At 74.7% G+C, this 21,407-nt stretch carries 15 protein-coding genes; 3 read left to right on the plus strand and 12 right to left on the minus strand.

What is annotated here, in order from left to right; all coding sequences use genetic code 11:
- Nucleotides 1-90 precede the first annotated feature (90 nt).
- Both J5Y05_RS30170 and era read left to right on the plus strand, forming a co-directional pair.
- Complete coding sequence (locus J5Y05_RS30170; RefSeq protein WP_307854159.1) at nucleotides 91-3,225, plus strand: DNRLRE domain-containing protein; 3,135 nt, start codon at nucleotides 91-93, stop codon at nucleotides 3,223-3,225.
- Between the two features lie 215 nt (nucleotides 3,226-3,440).
- Nucleotides 3,441-4,394: a GTPase Era gene (era, locus tag J5Y05_RS30175; protein WP_210876484.1), complete on the plus strand. Its 954-nt coding sequence runs from the start codon at nucleotides 3,441-3,443 to the stop codon at nucleotides 4,392-4,394.
- Nucleotides 4,395-4,472: 78 nt separating this feature from the next.
- Here the strand turns inward: era and J5Y05_RS30180 are convergent, their stop codons facing one another.
- The 3 genes from J5Y05_RS30180 to J5Y05_RS30190 all read right to left on the minus strand — a co-directional run bounded on the left by J5Y05_RS30180 (nucleotide 4,473) and on the right by J5Y05_RS30190 (nucleotide 8,350).
- Nucleotides 4,473-5,609, minus strand: a complete 1,137-nt coding sequence (locus J5Y05_RS30180) for a carbohydrate kinase family protein (protein ID WP_210876532.1) — start codon at nucleotides 5,607-5,609, stop codon at nucleotides 4,473-4,475.
- 552 nt (nucleotides 5,610-6,161) lie between these two features.
- Nucleotides 6,162-7,457 carry a glucarate dehydratase family protein gene (locus J5Y05_RS30185; RefSeq protein ID WP_210876485.1) on the minus strand — a complete coding sequence of 432 codons (1,296 nt, stop codon included), beginning with the start codon at nucleotides 7,455-7,457 and terminating at the stop codon, nucleotides 6,162-6,164.
- A complete protein-coding gene (locus J5Y05_RS30190) occupies nucleotides 7,454-8,350 on the minus strand; it encodes a 5-dehydro-4-deoxyglucarate dehydratase (protein ID WP_210876533.1) in 897 nt (298 codons plus the stop codon). The genes J5Y05_RS30185 and J5Y05_RS30190 overlap by 4 nt, the downstream gene beginning before the upstream one ends.
- A 661-nt stretch (nucleotides 8,351-9,011) precedes the next feature.
- On the opposite strand from J5Y05_RS30190, the gene J5Y05_RS30195 reads away from it, so the two are divergent.
- On the plus strand, nucleotides 9,012-10,355 hold the full coding sequence (locus J5Y05_RS30195; RefSeq protein ID WP_210876486.1) for an MFS transporter: 1,344 nt from the start codon (nucleotides 9,012-9,014) through the stop codon (nucleotides 10,353-10,355).
- Nucleotides 10,356-10,374: 19 nt separating this feature from the next.
- Here J5Y05_RS30195 and J5Y05_RS30200 read toward each other — a convergent pair whose 3' ends face one another.
- The 9 genes from J5Y05_RS30200 to hrcA all read right to left on the minus strand — a co-directional run bounded on the left by J5Y05_RS30200 (nucleotide 10,375) and on the right by hrcA (nucleotide 21,367).
- Entirely contained in the window at nucleotides 10,375-11,367 is a 993-nt protein-coding gene (locus J5Y05_RS30200) for an adenosine deaminase (RefSeq protein WP_210876487.1), read from the minus strand.
- A gap of 20 nt (nucleotides 11,368-11,387) precedes the next feature.
- Nucleotides 11,388-12,293 carry a ribonuclease Z gene (locus J5Y05_RS30205; RefSeq protein WP_210876488.1) on the minus strand — a complete coding sequence of 302 codons (906 nt, stop codon included), beginning with the start codon at nucleotides 12,291-12,293 and terminating at the stop codon, nucleotides 11,388-11,390.
- A 6-nt stretch (nucleotides 12,294-12,299) separates the two neighbouring features.
- On the minus strand, nucleotides 12,300-12,653 hold the full coding sequence (locus J5Y05_RS30210; protein ID WP_210876489.1) for a histidine triad nucleotide-binding protein: 354 nt from the start codon (nucleotides 12,651-12,653) through the stop codon (nucleotides 12,300-12,302).
- Between the two features lie 53 nt (nucleotides 12,654-12,706).
- Nucleotides 12,707-15,910, minus strand: a complete 3,204-nt coding sequence (locus tag J5Y05_RS30215; RefSeq protein WP_210876490.1) for a S41 family peptidase — start codon at nucleotides 15,908-15,910, stop codon at nucleotides 12,707-12,709.
- Nucleotides 15,907-16,623 (minus strand): hypothetical protein, encoded by a 717-nt coding sequence (locus J5Y05_RS32520; RefSeq protein WP_210876491.1) that lies wholly within the window; start codon nucleotides 16,621-16,623, stop codon nucleotides 15,907-15,909. The genes J5Y05_RS30215 and J5Y05_RS32520 overlap by 4 nt, the downstream gene beginning before the upstream one ends.
- 657 nt (nucleotides 16,624-17,280) lie before the next feature.
- Nucleotides 17,281-18,033, minus strand: a complete 753-nt coding sequence (locus J5Y05_RS30225; RefSeq protein ID WP_210876492.1) for a 16S rRNA (uracil(1498)-N(3))-methyltransferase — start codon at nucleotides 18,031-18,033, stop codon at nucleotides 17,281-17,283.
- On the minus strand, nucleotides 18,030-19,115 hold the full coding sequence (locus J5Y05_RS30230) for a nitronate monooxygenase (protein WP_210876493.1): 1,086 nt from the start codon (nucleotides 19,113-19,115) through the stop codon (nucleotides 18,030-18,032). Before J5Y05_RS30230 ends, J5Y05_RS30225 begins: the two co-directional genes overlap by 4 nt.
- A 95-nt stretch (nucleotides 19,116-19,210) precedes the next feature.
- Nucleotides 19,211-20,350, minus strand: a complete 1,140-nt coding sequence (gene dnaJ, locus J5Y05_RS30235; RefSeq protein ID WP_210876494.1) for a molecular chaperone DnaJ — start codon at nucleotides 20,348-20,350, stop codon at nucleotides 19,211-19,213.
- A complete protein-coding gene (gene hrcA, locus J5Y05_RS30240) occupies nucleotides 20,351-21,367 on the minus strand; it encodes a heat-inducible transcriptional repressor HrcA (RefSeq protein ID WP_210876495.1) in 1,017 nt (338 codons plus the stop codon).
- Nucleotides 21,368-21,407 lie beyond the last annotated feature (40 nt).

The raw sequence follows: 21,407 nt of genomic DNA on the forward strand, positions 1-21,407 counted from the left end.
GTCGGGGCCGTTCGTGCTGCCCCATCCGCCCGGTCCGCAGGGGAGTAGACCGCCGCCGTGTTCGCGCCGCCTCGTTTTCTCAGTCCGTTCGTGCGCACACGCACCCGGCTGACCCTCACCCTCGGCCTCGTACTGGCCGCACTGACCGCCGCCCTGCTGCCCTGGTGGCTGCCCGGCGACCCACCGGCCCCCGAGGCCCGCGAACCGGCCGGGAGGAAACCGGCGGCGACCGCGTCCCGCGACGAGGCCGCCGCCGCGGACGAGGCCCGGCGCACCGGGAAGCCGGTGCCGGTCGACACCGCCACCACCCAGACCTCGCTCACCTGGGCCCAGCCGGACGGGCGGATGCGCACCCGGACCACCGCGGTCCCCGAGCGGGCGAAGAACGCCGACGGCGTCTGGGCCCCGGTCGACAACCGGCTGCGCCGGAGCCGGGACGCCGGCGGACTGGGCGTACGGCCCGCCAACCCGCCGGTGCCGCTCCGGTTCTCCGGCGGCACCGACCGCCGGGACGAGCGGGCCGGCCGCTCCGCCGCCCGCCGGCTGCCCTCGGACGGCGGCACCGCGAAGGACTCCGTACTGGCCGAGATGGACCTGGACGGCCACACGGTCGCCTACACCTGGCCGGGCCCGCTGCCCGAGCCGGTGCTCGACGGCCCCCGGGCCCTCTACCCGGAGGTGCTGCCGGGCGTCGACCTGCTCCTGGTGGCCCGCGAGGAGGGCGGCTTCGGCCAACTGCTCGTCGTCAAGGACCGGGACGCCGCGCGCGGCGAGGCTCTGCAGACGGTGACCTACGGACTGCGCTCGTCGACGGCCGTGTTCACCCACGACGAGGAGGCCGGCCGGGTGCTGGTGCTGGACGGCTCCGGCACGGAGGTGGGCTCGGTCCCCACCCCCTTCGCCTGGGACTCCGGCGGCCGTGACCCCGAACTGCCCGAGGGCGAATCCGCGCCGCGCACCGCGGTCGGCACCCCGGCCGACGTACTGCGGCTCTCCGGCCTGAGCGGCGTCGAGCCCGGCGCCCGCAGCGCCCCGATCCCCGTCCGGCTGGACGGCGACGGCACCGGGACGGCCCGGCTCGGCCTGCGGATGTCCGGCACCGGCCTGCTCACCGACCCCGAGGCCCGCTTCCCGCTCTTCCTCGACCCGACCCTCAACGGGGCCTGGCTCGCCTGGACCGTGGCGTACAAGCCGTACCCCAACAGCAGCTTCTGGAACGGCACCAACTTCAGCTCCGGCACCTCCGACGCCCGGGTCGGCCACGAGAAGGACACCGGCGGCACCGCCCGCTCCTTCTGGCGGATGAACTTCAACAGCACGCTGAAGGGCGCCACGGTCACCTCCGCGAGCTTCAAGGTGCTCAACAACCACTCCTGGTCCTGCACCACCCGGCAGTTCCAGTTCTGGCTCACCGGCGCCATCTCGTCCGGCACCACCTGGAACAAGCAGCCGAGCTGGACCACGGAGCTCCAGCGCAAGTCGTTCGCGCACGGCTGGTCCTCCACTTCCTGCCCGGACGCCTACGAGTCGTTCGACGTGAAGGCCGCCGCGCAGAAGGGCGCCGACGGCGGCTGGGCCAACATCACCTTCGGCATGCGCGCGACCACCGAGACCGACACCGAGACCTGGCGGAAGTTCCGGGCGACCTCGGCCGCGCTCGAAGTGGTCTACAACCGGCCGCCCGCCGTCCCCACCGGCGTCTCCAGCGCCCCCGGCGGGACCTGCGCCACCAGTACGGCGGGAGCCACCATCGGCAAGACCGGCCTGGTCCTGTCCGCGAAGGCCACCGACCCCGACGGCAACCTGAAGGGGCTGCGCTTCCGGTTCTGGAAGGCCGGCGAGACCACGCCCGCGGGCACCCTCGTCACCAGCCTGTCCGGCGGCAAGGCCACGCTGACCGTCCCGGCCACGTCCCTGACGGACAAGGCGAAGTACTACTGGGACGTCCGCGCCGAGGACTCCGGCGGCCTCGTCTCCGCCTACCACCCCACCAGCGGCAACCGGTGCACCGTCACCGTCGACGGCTCCGCCCCGCCACCGCCGGTCATCACCAGCGACGACTTCCCCGAGGCCACCCCCGACGGCCAGACCTGGGCGAACGCGCCGTTCGGCGCCACCGGCAAGGTCACCTTCGCCTCCGAGGGGGCGGCCAGGTTCGAGTGGTCGGTGGAGGGCCTGGACTGGACCGTCGTGACGGCCGGCGCCGACGGCACCGCCACCGTGGCCGCACTCCGGCCCCCGCACGCCGGCCCCAACTGGCTCAACGTGTACGCCTACGACGCGGTCGGCAACAAGAGCGCCCGCTCCGACTACGCCTTCTACGTCCCGCCGCGCGACAAGGCCGACGCCCCCGGCGACACGGGCGGCGACGGCATCCCCGACCTGCTGATCGTGAACGAGGACGGCAACCTGCTCAACTGCGTCGGGGCGCCCGGCGGCGAGCTGTACGGCTGCCTGGACGGCTCGTACACCTCGGACCGCGCCCTGCACCCGGCCGGGCACTGGTACGACCCGGCCACCGGCAAGGCCGCGCTGATCACCCACTACCAGGACGTCTATCCCGGCGACGGTGCCACCGACCTGTTCGCCGTCACCCCCGACGGCGGGTTCTGGCTCTACCCCGGCGACGGCTACGGCAGCTTCAACGTCGACAAGCGGCTGCGGATCAGACTGCCCTCGGGCGTCCCCGCGCCCTCCACCTGGGCGCAGATCAAGGCCGTCGGGGACATCACCGGTGACGGGCACGCGGACCTCGCCCTGCGGGCCGGCACCCAGTTCTGGGTCCTGTCCGGCTACAGCGGGGCCACCTTCCAGTCGGCCACGCTGATGAACGACGACGCCTGGGCCCGCCGGGACATCGTGAACATCGCCGACATCAACGGGGACGGCACCCCCGACCTGCTCTGGCGCAATCTGGACAACGGGGCGCTCAATGTGCGCCACGGCAAACCCGGACCCGTGCGCGGCAGTGTCGACCTCGTCTCGCTCAAGCTGGCCACCGGTTCGCTCAACGGGGATGTGTCCTACGGCACGAACTGGAAGGAGTCGGTGATCTCGACGGCCCTCGGCATCCCGGACGTCAACGGGGACGGCGTCCCCGACATCTGGGCCCGGTACGCCGCCGACGGGCAGATGCGGGTCTACCACCCGTCCAGGACCGACGCCATGGCGCCGGTGAAGACCGTGCTCACCGTGGACTGGAGGTCGGTCAGGGCCATGGGCTGATCCGGGGGCGGGGCCGGTGGCCCCACCGCCGGCGCCGCCCGCCCCCCGCTGCCGGGGGCGGGCGGTGCCGTGTTCCGGGCGGGCACGGTGCCGTGTCCCGGGGCGCGTGGCAACGTGTCCCGGGACGGCGTGGCAACGTGTTCCGGGCGGGCGTGGTGCCGTGTTCCGGGTGGGCGTGGTGCGGTGGGGGGTCCGGGATCGGGGACAATGGCGCCATGAGCGTGCGTACCCAGTCATCCGAAACGCCGGCCGAGGCTGTCCACCGGGCCGGCTTCGCCTGCTTCGTGGGCCGCCCCAACGCGGGCAAGTCCACCCTCACGAACGCTCTGGTCGGGCAGAAGGTGGCCATCACCTCGAACCGGCCGCAGACCACCCGGCACACCGTGCGCGGCATCGTGCACCGTGAGGACGCCCAGCTCATCCTGGTGGACACCCCCGGGCTGCACAAACCGCGCACGCTGCTGGGCGAGCGGCTGAACGACGTGGTGCGCACGACGTGGGCCGAGGTCGACGTGATCGGTTTCTGTCTGCCCGCCAACGAGAAGATCGGCCCCGGCGACCGTTTCATCGCCAAGGAGCTGGCCGGGATCAAGAAGACCCCGAAGGTGGCGATCGTTACCAAGACGGACCTCGTCGACTCCAAGGCCCTCGCCGAACAGCTCATCGCCATCGACCGGCTCGGCGCGGAGCTGGGCCTCGCCTGGGCCGAGATCGTGCCCGTGTCGGCCACCGGCAACCAGCAGGTGAGCCTCCTCGCCGACCTGCTGGTGCCGCTCATGCCGGAGGGCCCGGCCCTCTACCCCGAGGGCGACCTGACCGACGAGCCCGAGCTGGTGATGGTCGCCGAGCTGATCCGGGAGGCCGCCCTGGAGGGCGTCCGCGACGAGCTGCCGCACTCCATCGCGGTCGTCGTCGAGGAGATGCTGCCGCGCGAGGACCGGCCGGCCGACAAGCCGCTGCTCGACATCCACGCCAACGTGTTCATCGAGCGCCCCAGCCAGAAGGGCATCGTCATCGGCCCCAAGGGCAAGCGGCTGAAGGACGTCGGCATCAAGTCCCGCAAGCAGATCGAGGCCCTGCTCGGCACGCCCGTCTTCCTCGACCTGCACGTCAAGGTCGCCAAGGACTGGCAGCGCGACCCCAAGCAGCTCCGCCGCCTCGGCTTCTGAGCCCCGGCCGGACGGGATCGCCCCCGCCTGCCCTTCGCGCCTGCCTTTCGCGCCCGCCCGCTCGGGTCCGGCCCCGGGTCAGCCCGGCCGGCGGAAGCCGATGGTGGGCACGGCGCGGCGCAGCGGCCAGGGCCGTGCCCGTTCGTCGCGGACCAGGTCCGCCAGGAACGCGTACCGGCGCAGTGCCTCCGGGTCCTGCCCCGGCACCGACTGCACCCGGCGCCACCAGGCGGCGATCTCCGACCAGCCCGGCGCCGACAGCGAGCCGCCGAACTCCTGCACCGAGAGCGCCGCGGTCAGCCCCGCGAAGGCGAGCCGGTCGGCCAGCGGCCAGCCGGCCAGCGTGCCGGTGACGAAACCGGCGACGAACACGTCCCCGGCGCCGGTCGGGTCCAGCGCCTCCACCTCGATCGCCGGCACCTCGGCGCTCTCCCCGGTCCGCCCGTCGACCGCGTACGCGCCCTCCGCGCCGAGGGTGACCACGGCGACCGGCACGTGGGCGGTCAGGGCGTGCGCGGCGGCGCGGGGGCAGGCGGCGCGGGTGTAGCGCATGGCCTCGGCGGCGTTCGGCAGGAACGCCTCGCAGTGGGCGAGGTCGGGCAGGCCCGCCAGGTCCCAGGCACCGGTCTCGTCCCAGCCGACGTCGGCGAAGACCCGGGTGCCGCGGGTGGCGGCCTGCGCGATCCAGGGGGCGCGGACGCCGGGGGTGAGGGAGGCGATGGCCGCGCGGGCGCGGGGCGGGCACTGCGGCGAGGGCTCCTGCGGCGGGGGCTCGTGGCCGTGGGAGACCATCGTGCGCTCCCCCTCGTACGCCATCGAGACCGTGACCGGCGAGTGCCAGCCGGGGACGGTCCGCGAGGGGGTGAGGTCGATGCCCTCGCCCTGCGCGAGGGCGTCCCAGCAGTAGTCGCCGTAGTGGTCGTCGCCGAAGGCCGCGGCGAGCGAGGTGCGCAGGCCGAGGCGGGCCAGGGCGGTCGCCATGTTGGCGACGCCGCCGGGGCTCGATCCCATGCCGCGCGCCCAGGACTCGGTGCCGCGCACGGGGGCGGAGTCGAGTCCGGTGAAGATCACGTCGAGGAAGACGGTGCCGGTCAGGTACACGTCCCAGGGCGGGTCCTGGGGGGTGCGCAGGGCGGCGAGGGGGTCGGCCTGGGGGTGGCGGCCGGATGCCTCGTCCAGGTGGTGACGGTGTGTGCGCTCCTCGGCGGGCGGCACCTCGGAGAGCCCCGCGGGCGTGTCGGCTGAGGGGGCGGTGGGGCCGGTGGGTGTGGTGGTCGGCGTGTCGGCGGAGGGCGCGGTGGGCGGGGGCTCGGGCGGGTCGTACGGCGTGTCGTGCGTGACATCGGCCGACGCGCCGTACGGCACCTCCGCCGGCACGTCGTACGGCCCGTCCGGCGACACGCCGTGCGGCGCTGCGGCGGACACCCCGGCCGGCACGCCGGCGGGCGCTCCCGCCCGCGTGTCGCCCGGAATCCGGGTCGACACGCCGGTGGGCGGCGGTCCCCCGGCGGACTCGTCCGGCGAGGTCGACGCGGTGGACACGGTGGACGCTGTCACGGTGCGCTCCCTGGCGTGGTGCGGATCAGGCCAGTGTGCACCACGTGAGGCGCCCGGTGGGGCCGTGCCCGGCCGGTGTCACGCCCGCGGGTGGCGGGCCGCGGGCCGGGCCCACCGGGGCGCACGGACCTCCGACGTGACCCGTCGGCGCCCCGCCGGCCTGACGGGCCGCACCCGGCCCCGCCGGCCCCCTCCCGCCCCTCCAGGCCCCTACCAGCGCGGCACCGCGGGCGGGACCCACGACGGGTCGGCGACGCGCATGGCCGCCGCGTCGTCGCGGTCCCGGAGGGTGCCGTCGTCGTCGAGCCAGCGCCGGTGGAGGGCGTCGAGCCGGTCGCGGTCGAGGGTGACGCCGAGGCCCGGCGCGTCGGAGACGGCGATCCTGCCGCCGTCGAAGGCGAGGCGTTCGGTGAGGACGTCCTCCGACTGCCAGGGGTAGTGGGTGTCGCAGGCGTGGCGCAGTCCGGGGACGGTGGCGGCGACGTGGGTCATCGCGGCGAGGCTGATGCCCAGGTGGGTGTTGGAGTGCATGGAGACGCCGACGCCGAAGGCACGGCAGACGGCGGCCAGGTGAGCGGTGTTGCGCAGCCCGCCCCAGTAGTGGTGGTCGGAGAGCAGCACCTGGACGGCGCCCCGGGTGAACGCCTCCCGGATCTCGGCGGCCGTCGTCACGCACATGTTGGTCGCCAGCGGGACCCCCGTGCGCGCGGCGACCTCGGCCATGGCGTCGGTGCCGAGGGCGGGGTCCTCCAGGTACTCCAGGACCCCGGCGAGTTCCCGGGCGACCCGTATCGAGGTCTCCACCGACCAGGCGCCGTTCGGGTCGAGCCGCAGGGGGTGTCCGGGGAAGGCGTCGGCGAGGGCGCGGACGGCGGCGATCTCCTCGTCGGGCGGGAAGACGCCGCCCTTGAGCTTGAACGAGGTGAAACCGTGCCGTTCGGTGAACGCGCGGGCCTGCGCGACCACTCCGGCCGGGTCGAGGGCGGCGCCCCAGTCGTCCTTCTCGGCCACCACGCCGTCGGGGTGGCCGGCCCAGCGGTAGAAGAGGTACGCGCTGTACTCGACCGCGTCGCGCACCTTGCCGCCGAGCAGGGCGTGCACCGGCAGTCCGAGGCTCTTGCCGAGGGCGTCGAGGCAGGCGACCTCGAAGCCGGAGGCGACGGACAGGCGCAGTTTCTCGGCGGTCTGGACACCGCGCAGTCCGCCGACGTCGGCGCGGCCGTCGACCCGGGCGGCGTCGACGGCCACGGCGTCGGCGAGGACGTGCAGGGCGTTCACGTCCGTGACCCGGTGGCCGGTGAGGCGGTCGGCGAGGGGGCGGGCGAGTTCCAGGTAGGTGGTGTCGCCGTAGGTCTCGCCGACGCCGGTGACGCCGCCCGCGGTGTCGACCTCGACGATCAGGCGCGGGGTGTACGGCTGGTGGACGCCCTGGGTGTTGAGCAGGGGCGGGTCGGCGACGAGGATCGGGGTGAGGCGTATCGCGGTGATGGCGAGGTCGCGGCTCACAGGGTGGCTCCCACGAGGTCGAGTCCGGCGGTGAGCAGGGCGCGCAGGGCGGCGAGGTCGTCGGCGCCGGGGTCGGTGAGCGGGGCGCGGACCGGGCCGACGGGCTGTCCGCGCAGGCGGGCGGCGGCCTTGACGAGGGAGACGGAGTAGCCGGGGACGCGGTCGCGGAGTTCGACGAAGGGGACGTAGAAGCCGCGCAGCAGGGCGTCGACGGTGGCGTCGTCGCCGCGGCCGAGGGCGGCGCGGAAGGCGTTGGCGATCTCGGGGGCGAAGGCGTGCGCGGCGGAGGAGTAGGCCGGGACGCCGAGGGCGGTGTAGGCGCGGGCCTGGACCTCGGCGGTGGCGGCGCCGTTGAAGAAGAGGAAGTCCCCGGGGGCGGCGAGGACGAGGCGCTGGAGGCGGTCGAGGTCGCCGTGGCCGTCCTTGAGGCCGACGACGCCGGGGAGGCGGGCGATGCGGCGCACCGTCTCGGCGGTGTAGGCGACCTGGCCGCGCTGGTAGGCGACGAGCGGGAGGCGGGTGCCGGCGGCGAGGCGTTCCAGGTGGGCGGCGAGGCCGTGCTGCGGGGCGGCGGTGAGGTAGTGCGGCAGGACCAGCAGGGCGTCGGCGCCGGCGTCCTCGGCGAGGCGGGCGAAGCGCAGGGCCTGGGCCCAGCCGTAGCCGGTGCCGGCGACGACGGGGACGCGGCCGGCCGCCTCCCGGACGGCGATGGTGACGGCCTGCCGGTACTCGTCCTCGTCGAGGGAGAAGAACTCGCCGGTGCCGCAGGCGGGGAAGAGGGCGCCGGGGCCGGCGGCGAGCCGTCCGGCGACGTGGGCGCGGTAGCCGTCGGCGTCCAGTGATCCGTCGTCGCGGAAGGCGGTCAGCGGGAAGGAGAGCACCCCGCCCGCCATCCCGTCCCGCAGCCGCCGCACCACCGCGCCCGCCGGGCCGGGGCCTGCGCCTGGGCCCGTGTCGCTGTCGAGACTCACCCTGGGCTCATCTCCCTAGGTAGCTGTCGTCAGGAGCCGCCATCGAGCGCCGCCGTCAGGAGCCGCCGCCCAGGCGTCCACGTATGGGAATGGAGGCTAGGTACACGAACAGCAGCCGTCAACGGTGCCACCCACTCACCGACACCCCCACACCACCCCGCCCCGGCCCCCGGCCCCGACCCGCACCCACACCGCCCCACCCGCACCCCCCGCCCCCACCGGCAGCACGGACATCCAGCGAACTGACACCCGGAGCCCCCCGAACGCCCCCGAGCCCCCCAAACCCCTCCCCCCGCAACCCGGACGGCCCGCCTCCCCCGAGACCCGCCCGGAAGACCACCCACCGGACCCCCAACACCGTTCGGAACACGGGCACTTCCCCGCACTCCACCCACCCCACGGCCCGTCAGAAACTCTCGCTGCTACCCAGCCTCCCCGACCCCAAACACACATGTGTCTCAGATCACACCCACTCGCCTCCCGTGCCCCTCCCGGCGCTTGATACAAATTGCCCCGCACGATCCCGTGACCTTCCGGCGGTCGGCGCTCTCCCCTTCCCCTTTCGCACGCCCCGGGAACGCCCGTGTTCGCCCCCCGCACCTCACCCTGGCCCCTCGTCGCCCTCTTCACGGCCGGGTACCTCCCCCCGTATCTGCTCCCCACCACCGTCGGCAGACTCGACACCGGGCTCCCGCTGAGCGCCACGCAGGCGGGCGCCATCGGCAGTGCCCTGCTGCTGAGTTCGGCCTCGGCGGGCTTCCTGCTCGCCTCCCGGGTACGGAGGAGCGGCGCCCGCGCCCTGGCCCGGCTCGGCCTCACCCTGGCCGTCCTCGGCTACGGCGCCGCCGCGCTCGCCGGCACCGTCCCGGCCGTCGTCCTCGGCGCGGTCGTCGGCGGTTTCGGCTCCGGTACGGCCATGACGGTCGCCGCCACCCGGATCGCCGCCGCGCGTGATCCGCACCGCGCCTCCACCCTGGGCCTGCTGAGCGTCTCCGCGCTGGCCGGCGCCGTCTACCTGACCGTCCCGCACCTGGGCCCGGGGCACGGCCTGCCGCTCGGCGCGATCGCGCTCACCGCGCTCGCCGTGTGGCCGCTCACCGCCCGGCTGCCGGGCCGGGCCGGCGCCGCGCCCGCCCCGCACGAGACGGCCCCGCTCCCCCGCCGCCGCTCCGGCGCCGTCCTCGCCGTCACCGTGCTCTGCTGGTCCCTCGCCCAGAACTCCCTGTGGGGCGTGAGCGGCCGGATCGGGCTGACCCAGGCGCACCTGGGGGACGCCGCCCTCGGCGCCGTCTTCGCCGCGGCCCTCGGCGCCGGGCTCGTCGGCATCCTCGCGGCCGGGGCGGTCGGCTCCCGGCTCGGGCGGGCGATGCCGATCGGCGGCGGCACCGTGCTCATCGCCGGGTGCATCGCGGTGAGCGCCGCCGCGACCACCCCGCTCACCTTCGCCGGCGGCGAGATCGCCTGGAACGCCCTCTACCCGGTCGTGCTCTCGTACCTCATCGGGCTCGCCGCCTCGCTCGACCCGCGGGGCCGCTGGGCGGTGCTGGTCGGCTCGGCGTCCTCGCTCGGCGCCGCGGCCGGACCGCTGACCGGCAGCGTGCTCTCTGCGCGGGCCGGGTTCGCCGGCATGGGCCTGGTGCTGGGGGCGGGGCTGCTGCTGGTCGCCGCGCCGATGACCGCCGTCGCCCTGCACACCGGCGGACGCCGGCTGCTGCTGCCCGGCGCGGTCCGCCGCCGCGGCGGCACCCCGGCGGCCGTGGTCGCCGCGGCCACCGGCACGCCCAGCGGCGCGGTCCCGGAGGTCGGCGCCCCGGAGCAGCCCGTCGTGGAGATCCCCGTCGACACCCCCGCCGCCACCGTGCGGGGCGCCTACGGGACGGCCGGACCCCGGCAGGCGGCGGCCGTACCGGGGTCCGCGGCGGGGTAGCGACGGCGCTCCGGGCGTCCTACCCCAGGTCGTACGCGGCCACCTCGGCCAGGCAGCGAGCCCGCAGTTCCTCGTCGTCCTCCAGGAAGGAGGCGAGGAAGGAGTTGCGGGCCAGTTCCCGCAGCCGCTCGCCGTCCAGGCCCAGCACCTCGCGCACCGCGTCGAAGGTGTCGCCCACGTAGCCGCCGAAGTACGCCGGGTCGTCGGAGTTGAGCGTGCACATCAGGCCCGCGTCGAGCAGGGCCGGCAGCGGGTGGTCGGCGAGGGTGTCGACGGTGCGCAGCCGCACGTTGGAGAGCGGGCACAGGGTGAGCGGGATGCGTTCCCGCGCCAGCCGCTCGACCAGCGCCGGGTCCTCCAGGCAGCGCAGCCCGTGGTCGATCCGCTCCACGCCGAGGACGTCCAGCGCCTCGGTGATGTACTCCGGCGGGCCCTCCTCACCGGCGTGCGCGACCCGGCGCAGACCGAGCGCGGCGGCGGCCTCGAACACCTCGCGGAACTTCGCCGGGGGGTGCCCGACCTCGGCCGAGTCCAGGCCGACGCCGGTGATGCGGTCCAGGTGGGGGCGGGCCGCGTCGAGGGTGGCGAGGGCCGACTCGGCGGACTCGTCGCGCAGGAAGCACAGGATGAGGCGGGTGGAGACGCCGTGCCGCTCCCGGCTGGTGCCCAGCGCCCGCCACAGGCCGTCCACGACCGTGTCCATGCCGACCCCGCGGGCCAGGTGGGCCTGCGGGTCGAAGAAGATCTCCGCGTGGCGCACCCCCTGGGCGGCGGCGCGGGCGAGGTAGGCGTCGGCGAGGTCGGCGAAGTCCCGCTCGGTGCGCAGGACGGTCATCAGCTCGTAGTACAGGTTCAGGAAGGACTGGAGGTCCGTGAAGCGGTACGCGTCCCGCAGCGCCTCCGTGTCCGCGTACGGCAGGGACACGTCGTTGCGGGCGGCCAGCTCGAAGGCCAGCTCGGGCTCCAGGGTGCCTTCGATGTGCAGGTGCAGTTCGGCTTTGGGCAGGGGCATCCGGGCATCGTACGGGTGGTTCACCGGCGTTTCGGAACCGGGACCCGGAGCAGGTCACGGGCGACGGTCAGCTCCCCCTCGTACCCGGCCGCCCGCGCCTGCCGGGCGAACTCCTCCGGGTCGCCGTAGCGCTGGCTGAAGTGCGTCAGCACCAGGTGCCGCACGCCCGCCTCCCGCGCCACCCCCGCCGCCTGGGCGGCCGTCAGGTGGCCGTGCTCCACGGCGAGTTCCTCGTCCTCGTCGAGGAAGGTCGACTCGATGACCAGCAGGTCGCAGCCCTCGGCGAGGGCGTACGCACCCTCGCAGAGCCGGGTGTCCATGACGAACGCGAACCGCTGGCCCCGGCGCACCTCGCTCACCTCGTCGAGGGTGACGCCGCCGAGCGAGCCCTCCCGCTGGAGCCGTCCCACGTCCGGGCCCCGGATGCCGTACTCGGCGAGCCGCTCCGGCAGCATGCGGCGGCCGTCCGGCTCGGTGAGCCGGTAGCCGAAGGACTCCACCGGATGCGACAGCCGCCGCGCCTCGAACGTGTACCCCGCGGTCCGCGCGAGGACGCCGTCGGTGTCGACCGGCGCCTCGGTGATCCCGACCGTCTCCCGGTAGGCGGTCGCGTACCGCAGCCGGTCGAAGAAGCGCTGCCCGGAACGCGGGTAGTGGGCGGTGACGGGGTGCGGCACCCGGTCCAGGTTGATCCGCTGGATCACGCCGGCCAGGCCCAGGCTGTGGTCGCCGTGGAAGTGGGTGACGCAGATCCGGTTCAGGTCGTGGGCGGCGACCCCGGCGCGCAGCATCTGGCGCTGCGTGCCCTCGCCGGGGTCGAACAGGATGCCCTCGCCGTCCCAGCGCAGCAGGTAGCCGTTGTGGTTGCGGTGCCGGGTCGGGACCTGGCTGGCGGTGCCGAGGACCACCAGTTCGCGTACGGACACGGCGGACTACCCGGGGGGCCATTCCAGGCCGCGGCCACCGAGGACGTGCGCGTGCGCGTGCCACACCGTCTGGCCCGCGCCGCTGCCGGTATTGAAGACGACCCGGTAGCTCTCCAGCTTCTCCTCGTCGGCGACGGCCTGCGTCTCGCGCAGCACGTCCGCGGCGACCTCGGGCGCGGCGGCGGCCAGCGCGGCGGCGTCCCGGTGGTGGGCCTTCGGGATCACCAGGATGTGCGTGGGCGCCTGCGGGTTGATGTCCCGGAAGGCGACGGTCGTCTCCGTCTCGCGGACGATGGTCGCCGGGATCGTCCCCGAGACGATCTTGCAGAACAGGCAGTCGTCCTGCGGTTCCCCTGCCATGGGGCCCTCCTCACGCCGGTGATCTTCCACCGGCATCGTATCGACCGGCCGGGTCACTGTGTCCCCGGCAGGCTCGGCGGGGTCTTCGCCGGGGTCTCCTCCAGGGCGGCGAGCGCGATCCGGACCGCCTCGTCGAGCTGCGGGTCGCGGCCCGCCGCGTGGTCCTGCGGGCGCTGCTCGACCTCGACGTCCGGGTCGACGCCGTGGTTCTCCACGCCCCAGCCGTAACCCTCCAGCCAGAACGCGTACTTGGGCTGCGTGATCAGCGTCCCGTCGACCAGCCGGTAGCGGCTGTCGATGCCGACGACCCCGCCCCAGGTGCGGGTGCCGACGACCGGGCCGATACCGAGCGCCTTGATCGCCGCGTTGACGATGTCGCCGTCGGAACCGGAGAACTCGTTGGCGACCGCCACGACCGGCCCGCGCGGGGCGTCCTGCGGGTAACTCACCGGCCGCATGCCGCGCGGCAGGTCCCAGCCGACGATCCGCCGCGCCAGCTTCTCCACCACCAACTGCGAGGTGTGGCCGCCGCGGTTCTCCCGCACGTCGACGACGAGGCCCTCCCGGGTCACCTCCACCCGCAGGTCCCGGTGGAGCTGCGCCCAGCCCGAGCCGACCATGTCGGGCACGTGCAGATAGCCCAGCCGCCCGCCCGAACGCTCCCGTACGTACGCGCGCCGGTCCGCGACCCACGCGTGGTAGCGCAGCGGTTCCTCGTCGGCGAGGGGGACGACGACCGCGTGCCGCGGCTCGCCGCCGCCGGCCGGGGAGACGGTCAGCTCGACCGGTTTGCCGGCCGTGCCCACCAGCAGCGGCCCCGGACCGGTGACCGGGTCGACGGGCACCCCGGCCACCGCCACGATCGCGTCCCCCGCCCGCACGGCCACGCCCGGCGCGGCCAGCGGCGAACGGGCCTCGGGGTCGGAGGTCTCCGAGGGCAGGATGCGGTCGATGCGCCAGGCGCCGTCCTCGTGCCGGGACAGGTCGGCGCCGAGGAGTCCCTGCGCGCTGCCGCCGGGCCCGCCGCGCGGGGTGACGTAGGCGTGCGAGGTGCCGAGTTCGCCGTGCACCTCCCACAGCAGGTCGACGAGGTCGTCGTGGGTGGCGAGGCGCTCCAGGACGGGCCGGTAGCGGTCGAGGACGCCGTCCCAGTCGACGCCGTTCATGTCCGGGCGCCAGAAGTTGTCCCGCATGACGCGGCCGGTCTCGTCGAACATCTGCCGCCACTCCGCGGCCGGGTCGACGGTCTGCCGGACACGGGCCAGGTCCACGGTGATGTTGGTGTCGCTGTCCTCGTCGCCGGAGGCCCGCCGGTCGCTGGGCACCACCTTGAGCCGCCCGTCGGTCCACATCAGCACCCGTTTGCCGTCGCCGCTGACCTCGAAGTGGTCGGCGTCGCCCGCCAGATGCTCGACCCGCTGCTGGGCGAGGTCGTAACGCTCCAGCTCGGTGCCGGGCTCCGGCTCGTCGGGGGTGGCGCGGGAGGCGCCGAGGACCCCGGTGACCGGGTGGCGCAGCCACAGCACGCCGTCCTTGGCGGCGCGCAGCCGGGAGTACCGGGCGGCCTCCACCGGGAAGGGCACGATGCGGTCGGCGAGGCCCTCCAGGTCGATGCGGGTGGCCGGGGTGCCCTCGCTGTCCGGGGTCTCCTCGCGGTCCGGCGTCTCGAAGGGCCTCCCGTGCCGCTGCGGCCCGAACGGCGACGGCGTGGTCGCCGCCAGCGTGATCAGGTACGGGCGGGCCGCCTCCACGAACGCCAGGTCGAAGACGTGCTCGTCGTAGACCGGGTCGAAGGACCGGGTGGACAGGAACGCCAGGTGCTTCCCGTCCAGCGTGAACGCCGGCGCGTAGTCCCGGAACCGCAGCGGGGTCGCCTCCGTCACCGACAGGTCGGTGGTGTTGGCCAGCTTCAACTGCCGCAGCGGGTCGGGGCCGGGGTGGGACCAGGCGAGCCACGCCGAGTCCGGCGAGAACACCAGCCCGGAGACGTCGCCGTCCTCACTGCGGTCCACCTCGCGGACCTCTCCGCTCTCCCGCTCGACGAAGAGCACCCGCCCGTCGTGCGAGGCGACCGCGGCCCGGCTGCCGTCCGGCGCCACGGCGAGCGCCAGGACCCGGCCCAGCCGGCCCACGGCCAGCCGGCGCGGGGTGGCGCCGGGCGCGAGACCGGTGGCGGGCGCGAACTCCAGGGCGTCCTCGCCCTCGGCGTCCGTCACCCACACCACCCACTCCTCGCCGTCGGCGCGGAACGTACGCGGCAGCCGGGCGCGCACGCCGGGGTGCACGGCGAGCGCGCGGGCGGGCCCGTTGCGGTGGGTGACCCAGTGCACGCCCCCGCGCACGGCGACCGCGCTGCCCCGCGCCGTGTGGTCGGGGGAGGCGGAGCCGAACCAGCGGGCCGCGTTCACCGGGAACGGCTGGAGGTCGACCCGCGGCCCGCCGAGCCGGATCTCCAGCCGGCGCGGCTCGGCCCCGTCCAGGTCGTCCAGCGTCCACAGTTCGCCGGCGCTGGAGTAGACGACGCGGGTGCCGTCGGTGGCGGCGTGCCGGGCGTAGAAACCGCCGAGCGGCGTGTGCCGGCGCAGGTCGCCGCCGTCGGCGAGGGAGGAGTAGAGGGCGCCGGTGCCCTCGTGGTCGGAGAGGAACGCGATCCGCTCCCCCACCCAGAGGGGGTACTCGATGTTCCCGTCGATCTCCTCGTGCAGCCGGACGAACTCGCCGTCGTCCCGCGCGTCGATCCACAGCTTTCCGGCCGTGCCGCCCCGGTACCGCTTCCACCAGGCGGCCTCCCGGCCCATCGGCACGGAGAGCAGCACGGTGTGCGGACCGTGGACCACATCGCCGACCGGCCCGTACGGAAGGGTCCGCGCCGGTCCGCCGTCGAGCGGGACGGCCCGCGCCCAGGTGCGGCGCAGACTGGCCTGGCCGTGGGAGCTGAGGGCCAGGACCTCCCCCTCGGGGGTCCAGCCGCGGACCTGGGTCTTGGCGCTTCCCCAGTGGGTGAGGCGGGTGGCGGGGCCGCCGTCGACGGGTGCGGTGTGCACCTCGGGGGCCCCGTCCCGGGTGGAGGTCCAGGCGACGGTGGTGCCGTCGGGGGCGATCCGGGGGTGGTTCACCGGCATGTTGTCGGCGCTGACCCGCCAGGCCCGGCCACCGTCGAGCGGGGCCAGCCAGACATCGTCCTCGGCGGTGAAGGCGACCAACTCGCCGTGCGGGTGCGGAAAGCGGAGGTATGCAGGCGCTGCGGGCTGTGTCACGCCTTCAGCCTACGCAGGGGCGGGGCCTCGCGGACAGGGGTTTGGATCACTTGCCCGGCGGGCGGGGCGGGGTCGGCTACTTGCCCTCGGCGGGGCGGCAGAGGGGGTCCCCGGGGCACCAGAGGGTGCGGGTCACGGTGGGGGTGGGGGTGGGGGTTGGAGTTGGGGTGAGGGTTGGGGCAGGGCCGGAGGTGGGGGTGTAGGCGGGGGTGTAGGCGAGGGGTGGGGTGGGGTGGGGGGCTCCAGGTGAGGGCTGGGGGTTGTTGGGCTGGAGGTTGTGGGGCCTGGGGTTGTTGGGCCGGCGGGGCGGGTGGGGCGGTGGTGGCGTCGCAGTCGCCGAGCCCGGCGACGCGGAACAGCCGCTCGCCGCCCACCTCGGCGCTCAGGTCCCCGCGGACGCAGACGCCGTCGACCACGCGGGTCACCTGCCCGGAGACGGTGATGTCCCGCCCGTCGCCGGTCCGGCCCCGGCAGTCGACGGAGGCGGCGGCCCGCTCACCGGCGGGGGTGCTCGCGCCGGTGCCGTCCTGGGCGATGGTGTCCTGGGCGGTGGTGTCCTGGGCGGTGGCGGTGCAGCTCAGCCACCGCACGTCGGCCTGCTGCCGGTCGAGTTCACGGGTCACGGTGCGGTCGGTGGTGTACGCGACGGAGGCCGAGCCGAGCCCGCCGGGGTCGCAGGCGGACAGCGTGACGGCGACGACCCCGCAGAGCACGGCGACGACCGGTGCGTGCCGCAGCCCGCGCGGGGGCTCTTGAGGGGCTGTCGGGTGCGGGGGGTGTGGTGGGCGCGGTGGGCGCGGTGGGCGCAGGGGGCGGGCTGCGGGTGCCGCAGGTGCCGCGTACTGAATCCGTCTTAATGCCCTCATGACAGGACAGAATGCCAGCGGCGCGGGGCGCGACGGTAGGGCGCGCGTGGCGGGCCGCTTCACGCCGGGTGCGCGTGCCGGCTCCGGGGTGCGGGTGGGGGTGGGGGCGGGGGTGGGGGTGGGGGTGGGCCGAGGCTAGGTGTGAGCGGCGCTCACAGGCGCGACGGGTGGGGCGGTGGCGGTCGGTGTGAACTGGTGGTGGCGTGAATCGAGTTCACAGGCTCGGCGAGAGAGAGGTGGTGTCACGCGCGGGGCGAGGCCGAGACCACTGCCGGTGTGAGCGGCGCTCACAGGCAAACCGCCCACGTGAAGCGTCATCAGCCACCCTCAGCTACGACAACGCCACATGCGCCGCACCCACCGCCCACCGTTCACACCCACAAGTCGCCGTGAACCCCGCTCACAACCCCGCCGCGTGAACCCCGCTCACACCCCCACCGCGTAAACGCCGCTCATACCCCCACCGCGTAAACGCCGCTCATACCCCCACCGCGTGAACCCCGTTCACACGCCCCACCGCCCCGTCCGGGTCAACAGGGCCGCCGTCGCCGCCGTGCCCGCCGTGGAGGTACGCAGGACCGTCCGCCCCAGCCGGTACGGCCGCGCCCCCGCCTCCGCGAACCGGGCCAGTTCCTCCGGCGACACCCCGCCCTCGGGCCCCACGACCAGGACGATCTCCCCGGCCTCGGGAAGTTCCGCGCCGGCCAGCGGAGCGTCCCCGCTCTCGTGGAGCACCCCCGCGAAGTCCGCCCCGGCGAGGAGCGCGGCGACCTCCTTGGTCGTCGCCGCGTCCGCGACCTCGGGGAAACGGACCCGGCGGGACTGCTTGCCGGCCTCCCGGGCGGTGGCCCGCCACTTGGCGAGGGCCTTCAGGCCGCGGTCGCCCCGCCACTGCGTGACGCAGCGCGACGCGGCCCAGGGCACGATCGCGTCGACGCCGACCTCCGTCATGGTCTCGACGGCGACTTCGCCGCGGTCTCCCTTGGGGAGGGCCTGGACGACGGTGACGCGGGGCCGCTCGCCGGGCTCCTCGCGCACGGGCGCCAACTCCCCGACGACGAGGCGGTCCTTGCCCTCGGCGGCGCTCACCACGCCCTCGGTCCAGCGTCCGCGTCCGTCGGTGAGGACGACGGCCTCGCCGGGCCGCAGCCGTTTCACGGAGACCGCGTGCCGGCCCTCGGGGCCGTCGAGGACGTACTCCCCGCCGCCCGGTTCCCCCGGGGCGAGGGTGTCGACCACGAACACCGGTGCCGTCATCGGCCCGAACCTCCCGTCACGAATTCCGTCAGCTCCGCCTGGGCGGAGGCGAGTTCCTCCACCAGTACCTCCACCAGCCGGCCCGCGGGCAGGTCCCGGGCCATGCGGTGGCCCTGTCCGGACCACAGGGCCATGCCCTGCGCGTCGCCCGCCTTCGCCGCCGCCTTGCGCAGCGGGGCGGTGAGGTGGTGGACCTCGGGGTAGGCGGCGGGGGCGTAGGGGCCGTGCTCGCGCACGAAGCGGTTGACCAGGCCCCGGGCGGGACGGCCGGAGAAGGCGCGGGTCAGCTCGGTGCGGACGTAGAGCGGGTCGGTCAGCGCGGCCTTGTGCAGGGGGTGGGCGCCGGACTCGGGGGTGGCGAGGAAGGCGGTGCCGAGCTGGGCCGCGCTCGCGCCCGCGGCGAGGACGGCGGCGATCTGGGCGCCCCGCATGAGTCCCCCGGCGGCGACGACGGGCAGGGCGACCGCCTCCCGGACCTGCGCGACCAGCGAGAGCAGCCCGGTCCCGGCGCCGCCGGTCTCCGGGTTGTCCCGGTGGGTGCCCTGGTGGCCGCCGGCCTCGGCGCCCTGGGCGATCACCGCGTCGGCGCCGGCCTCCTCCACGGCCCGCGCCTCGTCGGCGGTGGTCGCCGAGACCAGGGTGACGGTGCCGGCCCGGCGCAGCGCGTCGAGGACCTCGGGGGCGGGCACGCCGAAGTGGAAGGAGACGACGGCGACGGGATCGTCGAGGAGCACGGCGAGCTTGGCGTCGTAGTTGTCGTCGCGGCCGTTGTCGGGGTCGCCCAGCTCGGTCTCGTACCAGGCGGCCTCACCGGCGAGCTGGTCGGCGTAGACGCCGACGGCGGCGGGGTCGGCGGTCTCCGGCTGCGGCATGAAGAGGTTGACGCCGAAGGGACGGCCGGTCAGCCCGCGGAGCTGTTTGATCTCCTGGTACATGCCGTCCGCGGTCTTGTACCCGGCCGCGAGGAAGCCCAGTCCGCCCGCCTCGCAGACCGCGCCGGCGAGCTGCGGCAGCGAGACGCCGCCGGCCATGGGCGCCTGCACGATCGGGTAAGGGGTGAGACCGGTCAGCGCGGAGGACATGACGGCATGGTGTCACGTCCTCCCCGCCGGTTCGCAGCCACCCTTCCGTCGGCATATGCCGTGGTCATCCACGGGGCGGAGCGGCGCGGCCCGGGTCAGCGGCCGTTGAAGGCGTCCTTGAGCCGGGAGAAGAGTCCCTGCTGGCCGGGCTGGAACTGGCCCTGCGGCCGTTCCTCCCCGCGCAGCTTCGACAACTCCCGCAGCAGGCGCTCCTGTTCGGGGTCGAGCTTGGTGGGGGTGGTCACCTCGACGTGGACGATGAGGTCGCCCCGGCCGCCGCCGCGCAGGTGCGTGACGCCGCGGCCGTGCAGCGGGATCGACTGGCCGGACTGGGTGCCGGGCCGGATGTCGACCTCCTCCAGGCCGTCCAGGGTCTCCAGCGGCACCTTGGTGCCGAGGGCCGCCGCCGTCATCGGGATGGTGACCGTGCAGTGCAGGTCGTCGCCGCGCCGCTGGAAGGTCTGGTGCGGCAGCTCGTGGATCTCGACGTACAGGTCGCCGGCCGGGCCGCCGCCGGGGCCGACCTCGCCCTCGCCGGCGAGCTGGATGCGGGTGCCGTTGTCCACACCGGCCGGGATCTTCACCGTCAGGGTGCGGCGGGAGCGGATGCGGCCGTCGCCCGCGCACTCGGGGCACGGGGTGGGGACCACGGTGCCGAACCCCTGGCACTGCGGGCAGGGCCGCGAGGTCATGACCTGGCCCAGGAAGGACCGGGTGACCTGGGAGACCTCGCCCCGCCCGCGGCACATGTCGCAGGTCTGCGCGGAGGTGCCGGGCGCCGCGCCCTCACCGTTGCAGGTGTTGCAGACGACGGCCGTGTCGACCTGGATGTCCTTGGTCGTGCCGAAGGCCGCCTCGTCCAGCTCGACCTCGATACGGATCATGGCGTCCTGGCCGCGGCGGGTGCGCGAGCGCGGACCGCGCTGCGACGCCGTGCCGAAGAAGGCGTCCATGATGTCCGAGAAGTTCCCGAAGCCGCCCGCGCCGAAGCCGCCCGCGCCACCGGCGCCGCCGGCCTGCGAGAGGGGGTCGCCGCCGAGGTCGTAGACCTGCTTCTTCTGCGGGTCCGACAACACCTCGTAGGCGGCGTTGATCTCCTTGAAACGCTCCTGCGTCTTCGGATCGGGGTTGACGTCCGGGTGCAGCTCGCGCGCGAGCCGGCGGAACGCCTTCTTGATCTCGTCCTGGGACGCGTCGCGTCGCACGCCGAGTACGGCGTAGTAGTCCGTGGCCACCTAAGACTCCGCCAGGATCTGTCCGACGTACCGTGCCACTGCGCGTACCGCTCCCATCGTTCCCGGGTAGTCCATGCGGGTCGGACCGACCACGCCGAGCTTGGCAACCGCCTCGCCGCCCGAACCGTAGCCCACCGACACGACGGACGTGGAGTTGAGTCCTTCGTGGGCGTTCTCGTGACCGATGCGCACGGTGACGCCCGGTTCCTGCGCCTCGCCGAGCAGCTTGAGGAGCACGACCTGCTCCTCCAGCGCCTCCAGGACGGGCCGGATCACCAGGGGGAAATCGTGCCCGAAGCGGGTCAGATTGGCGGTCCCGCCGATCATGAGCCGCTCCTCGTTCTCCTCGACCAGCGTCTCCAGGAGAGTGGAGAGCACGGTGGAGACCGTACCGCGGTCCTCGGCCTCGAACGCCTCGGGCAGATCCTCGACCAGGCTCGGCACGTCCGTGAACCGGCGGCCCGCGACCCGGCTGTTGAGCCGCGCCCGCAGATCGGCGAGGGAGGTCTCCCCGAAGGGCGCCGGGCAGTCGACCATCCGCTGCTCGACCCGGCCGGTGTCCGTGATCAGCACGAGCATCAGCCGCGCGGGCGCCATCGCGAGCAGTTCCACGTGGCGCACGGTCGAACGGGTCAGGGACGGGTACTGCACGACCGCGACCTGCCGCGTGAGCTGCGCCAGCAGCCGCACGGTGCGGGCCACCACGTCGTCGAGGTCGACGGCGCCGTCCAGGAAGCCCTGGATGGCCCGCCGCTCGGGCGCGGTCATCGGCTTGACGCCGGCCAGCTTGTCGACGAACAGCCGGTAGCCCTTGTCGGTCGGGATGCGACCGGCGCTGGTGTGCGGCTGGGCGATGAACCCCTCGTCCTCCAGGGCCGCCATGTCGTTGCGCACGGTGGCCGGGGAGACGCCGAGGTTGTGCCGCTCGGTGAGCGCCTTGGAGCCGACCGGCTCCTCCGTGCCCACGTAGTCCTGGACGATGGCGCGCAACACCTGGAGCCTGCGTTCACTGAGCATCGCGCAACACACCTCCAGAATGCCTTCGCCCGGTGTTCCC

The sequence above is a fragment of the Streptomyces tagetis genome (assembly GCF_018069565.1).
GTDB classification, from domain to species: Bacteria; Actinomycetota; Actinomycetes; order Streptomycetales; family Streptomycetaceae; genus Streptomyces; species Streptomyces tagetis.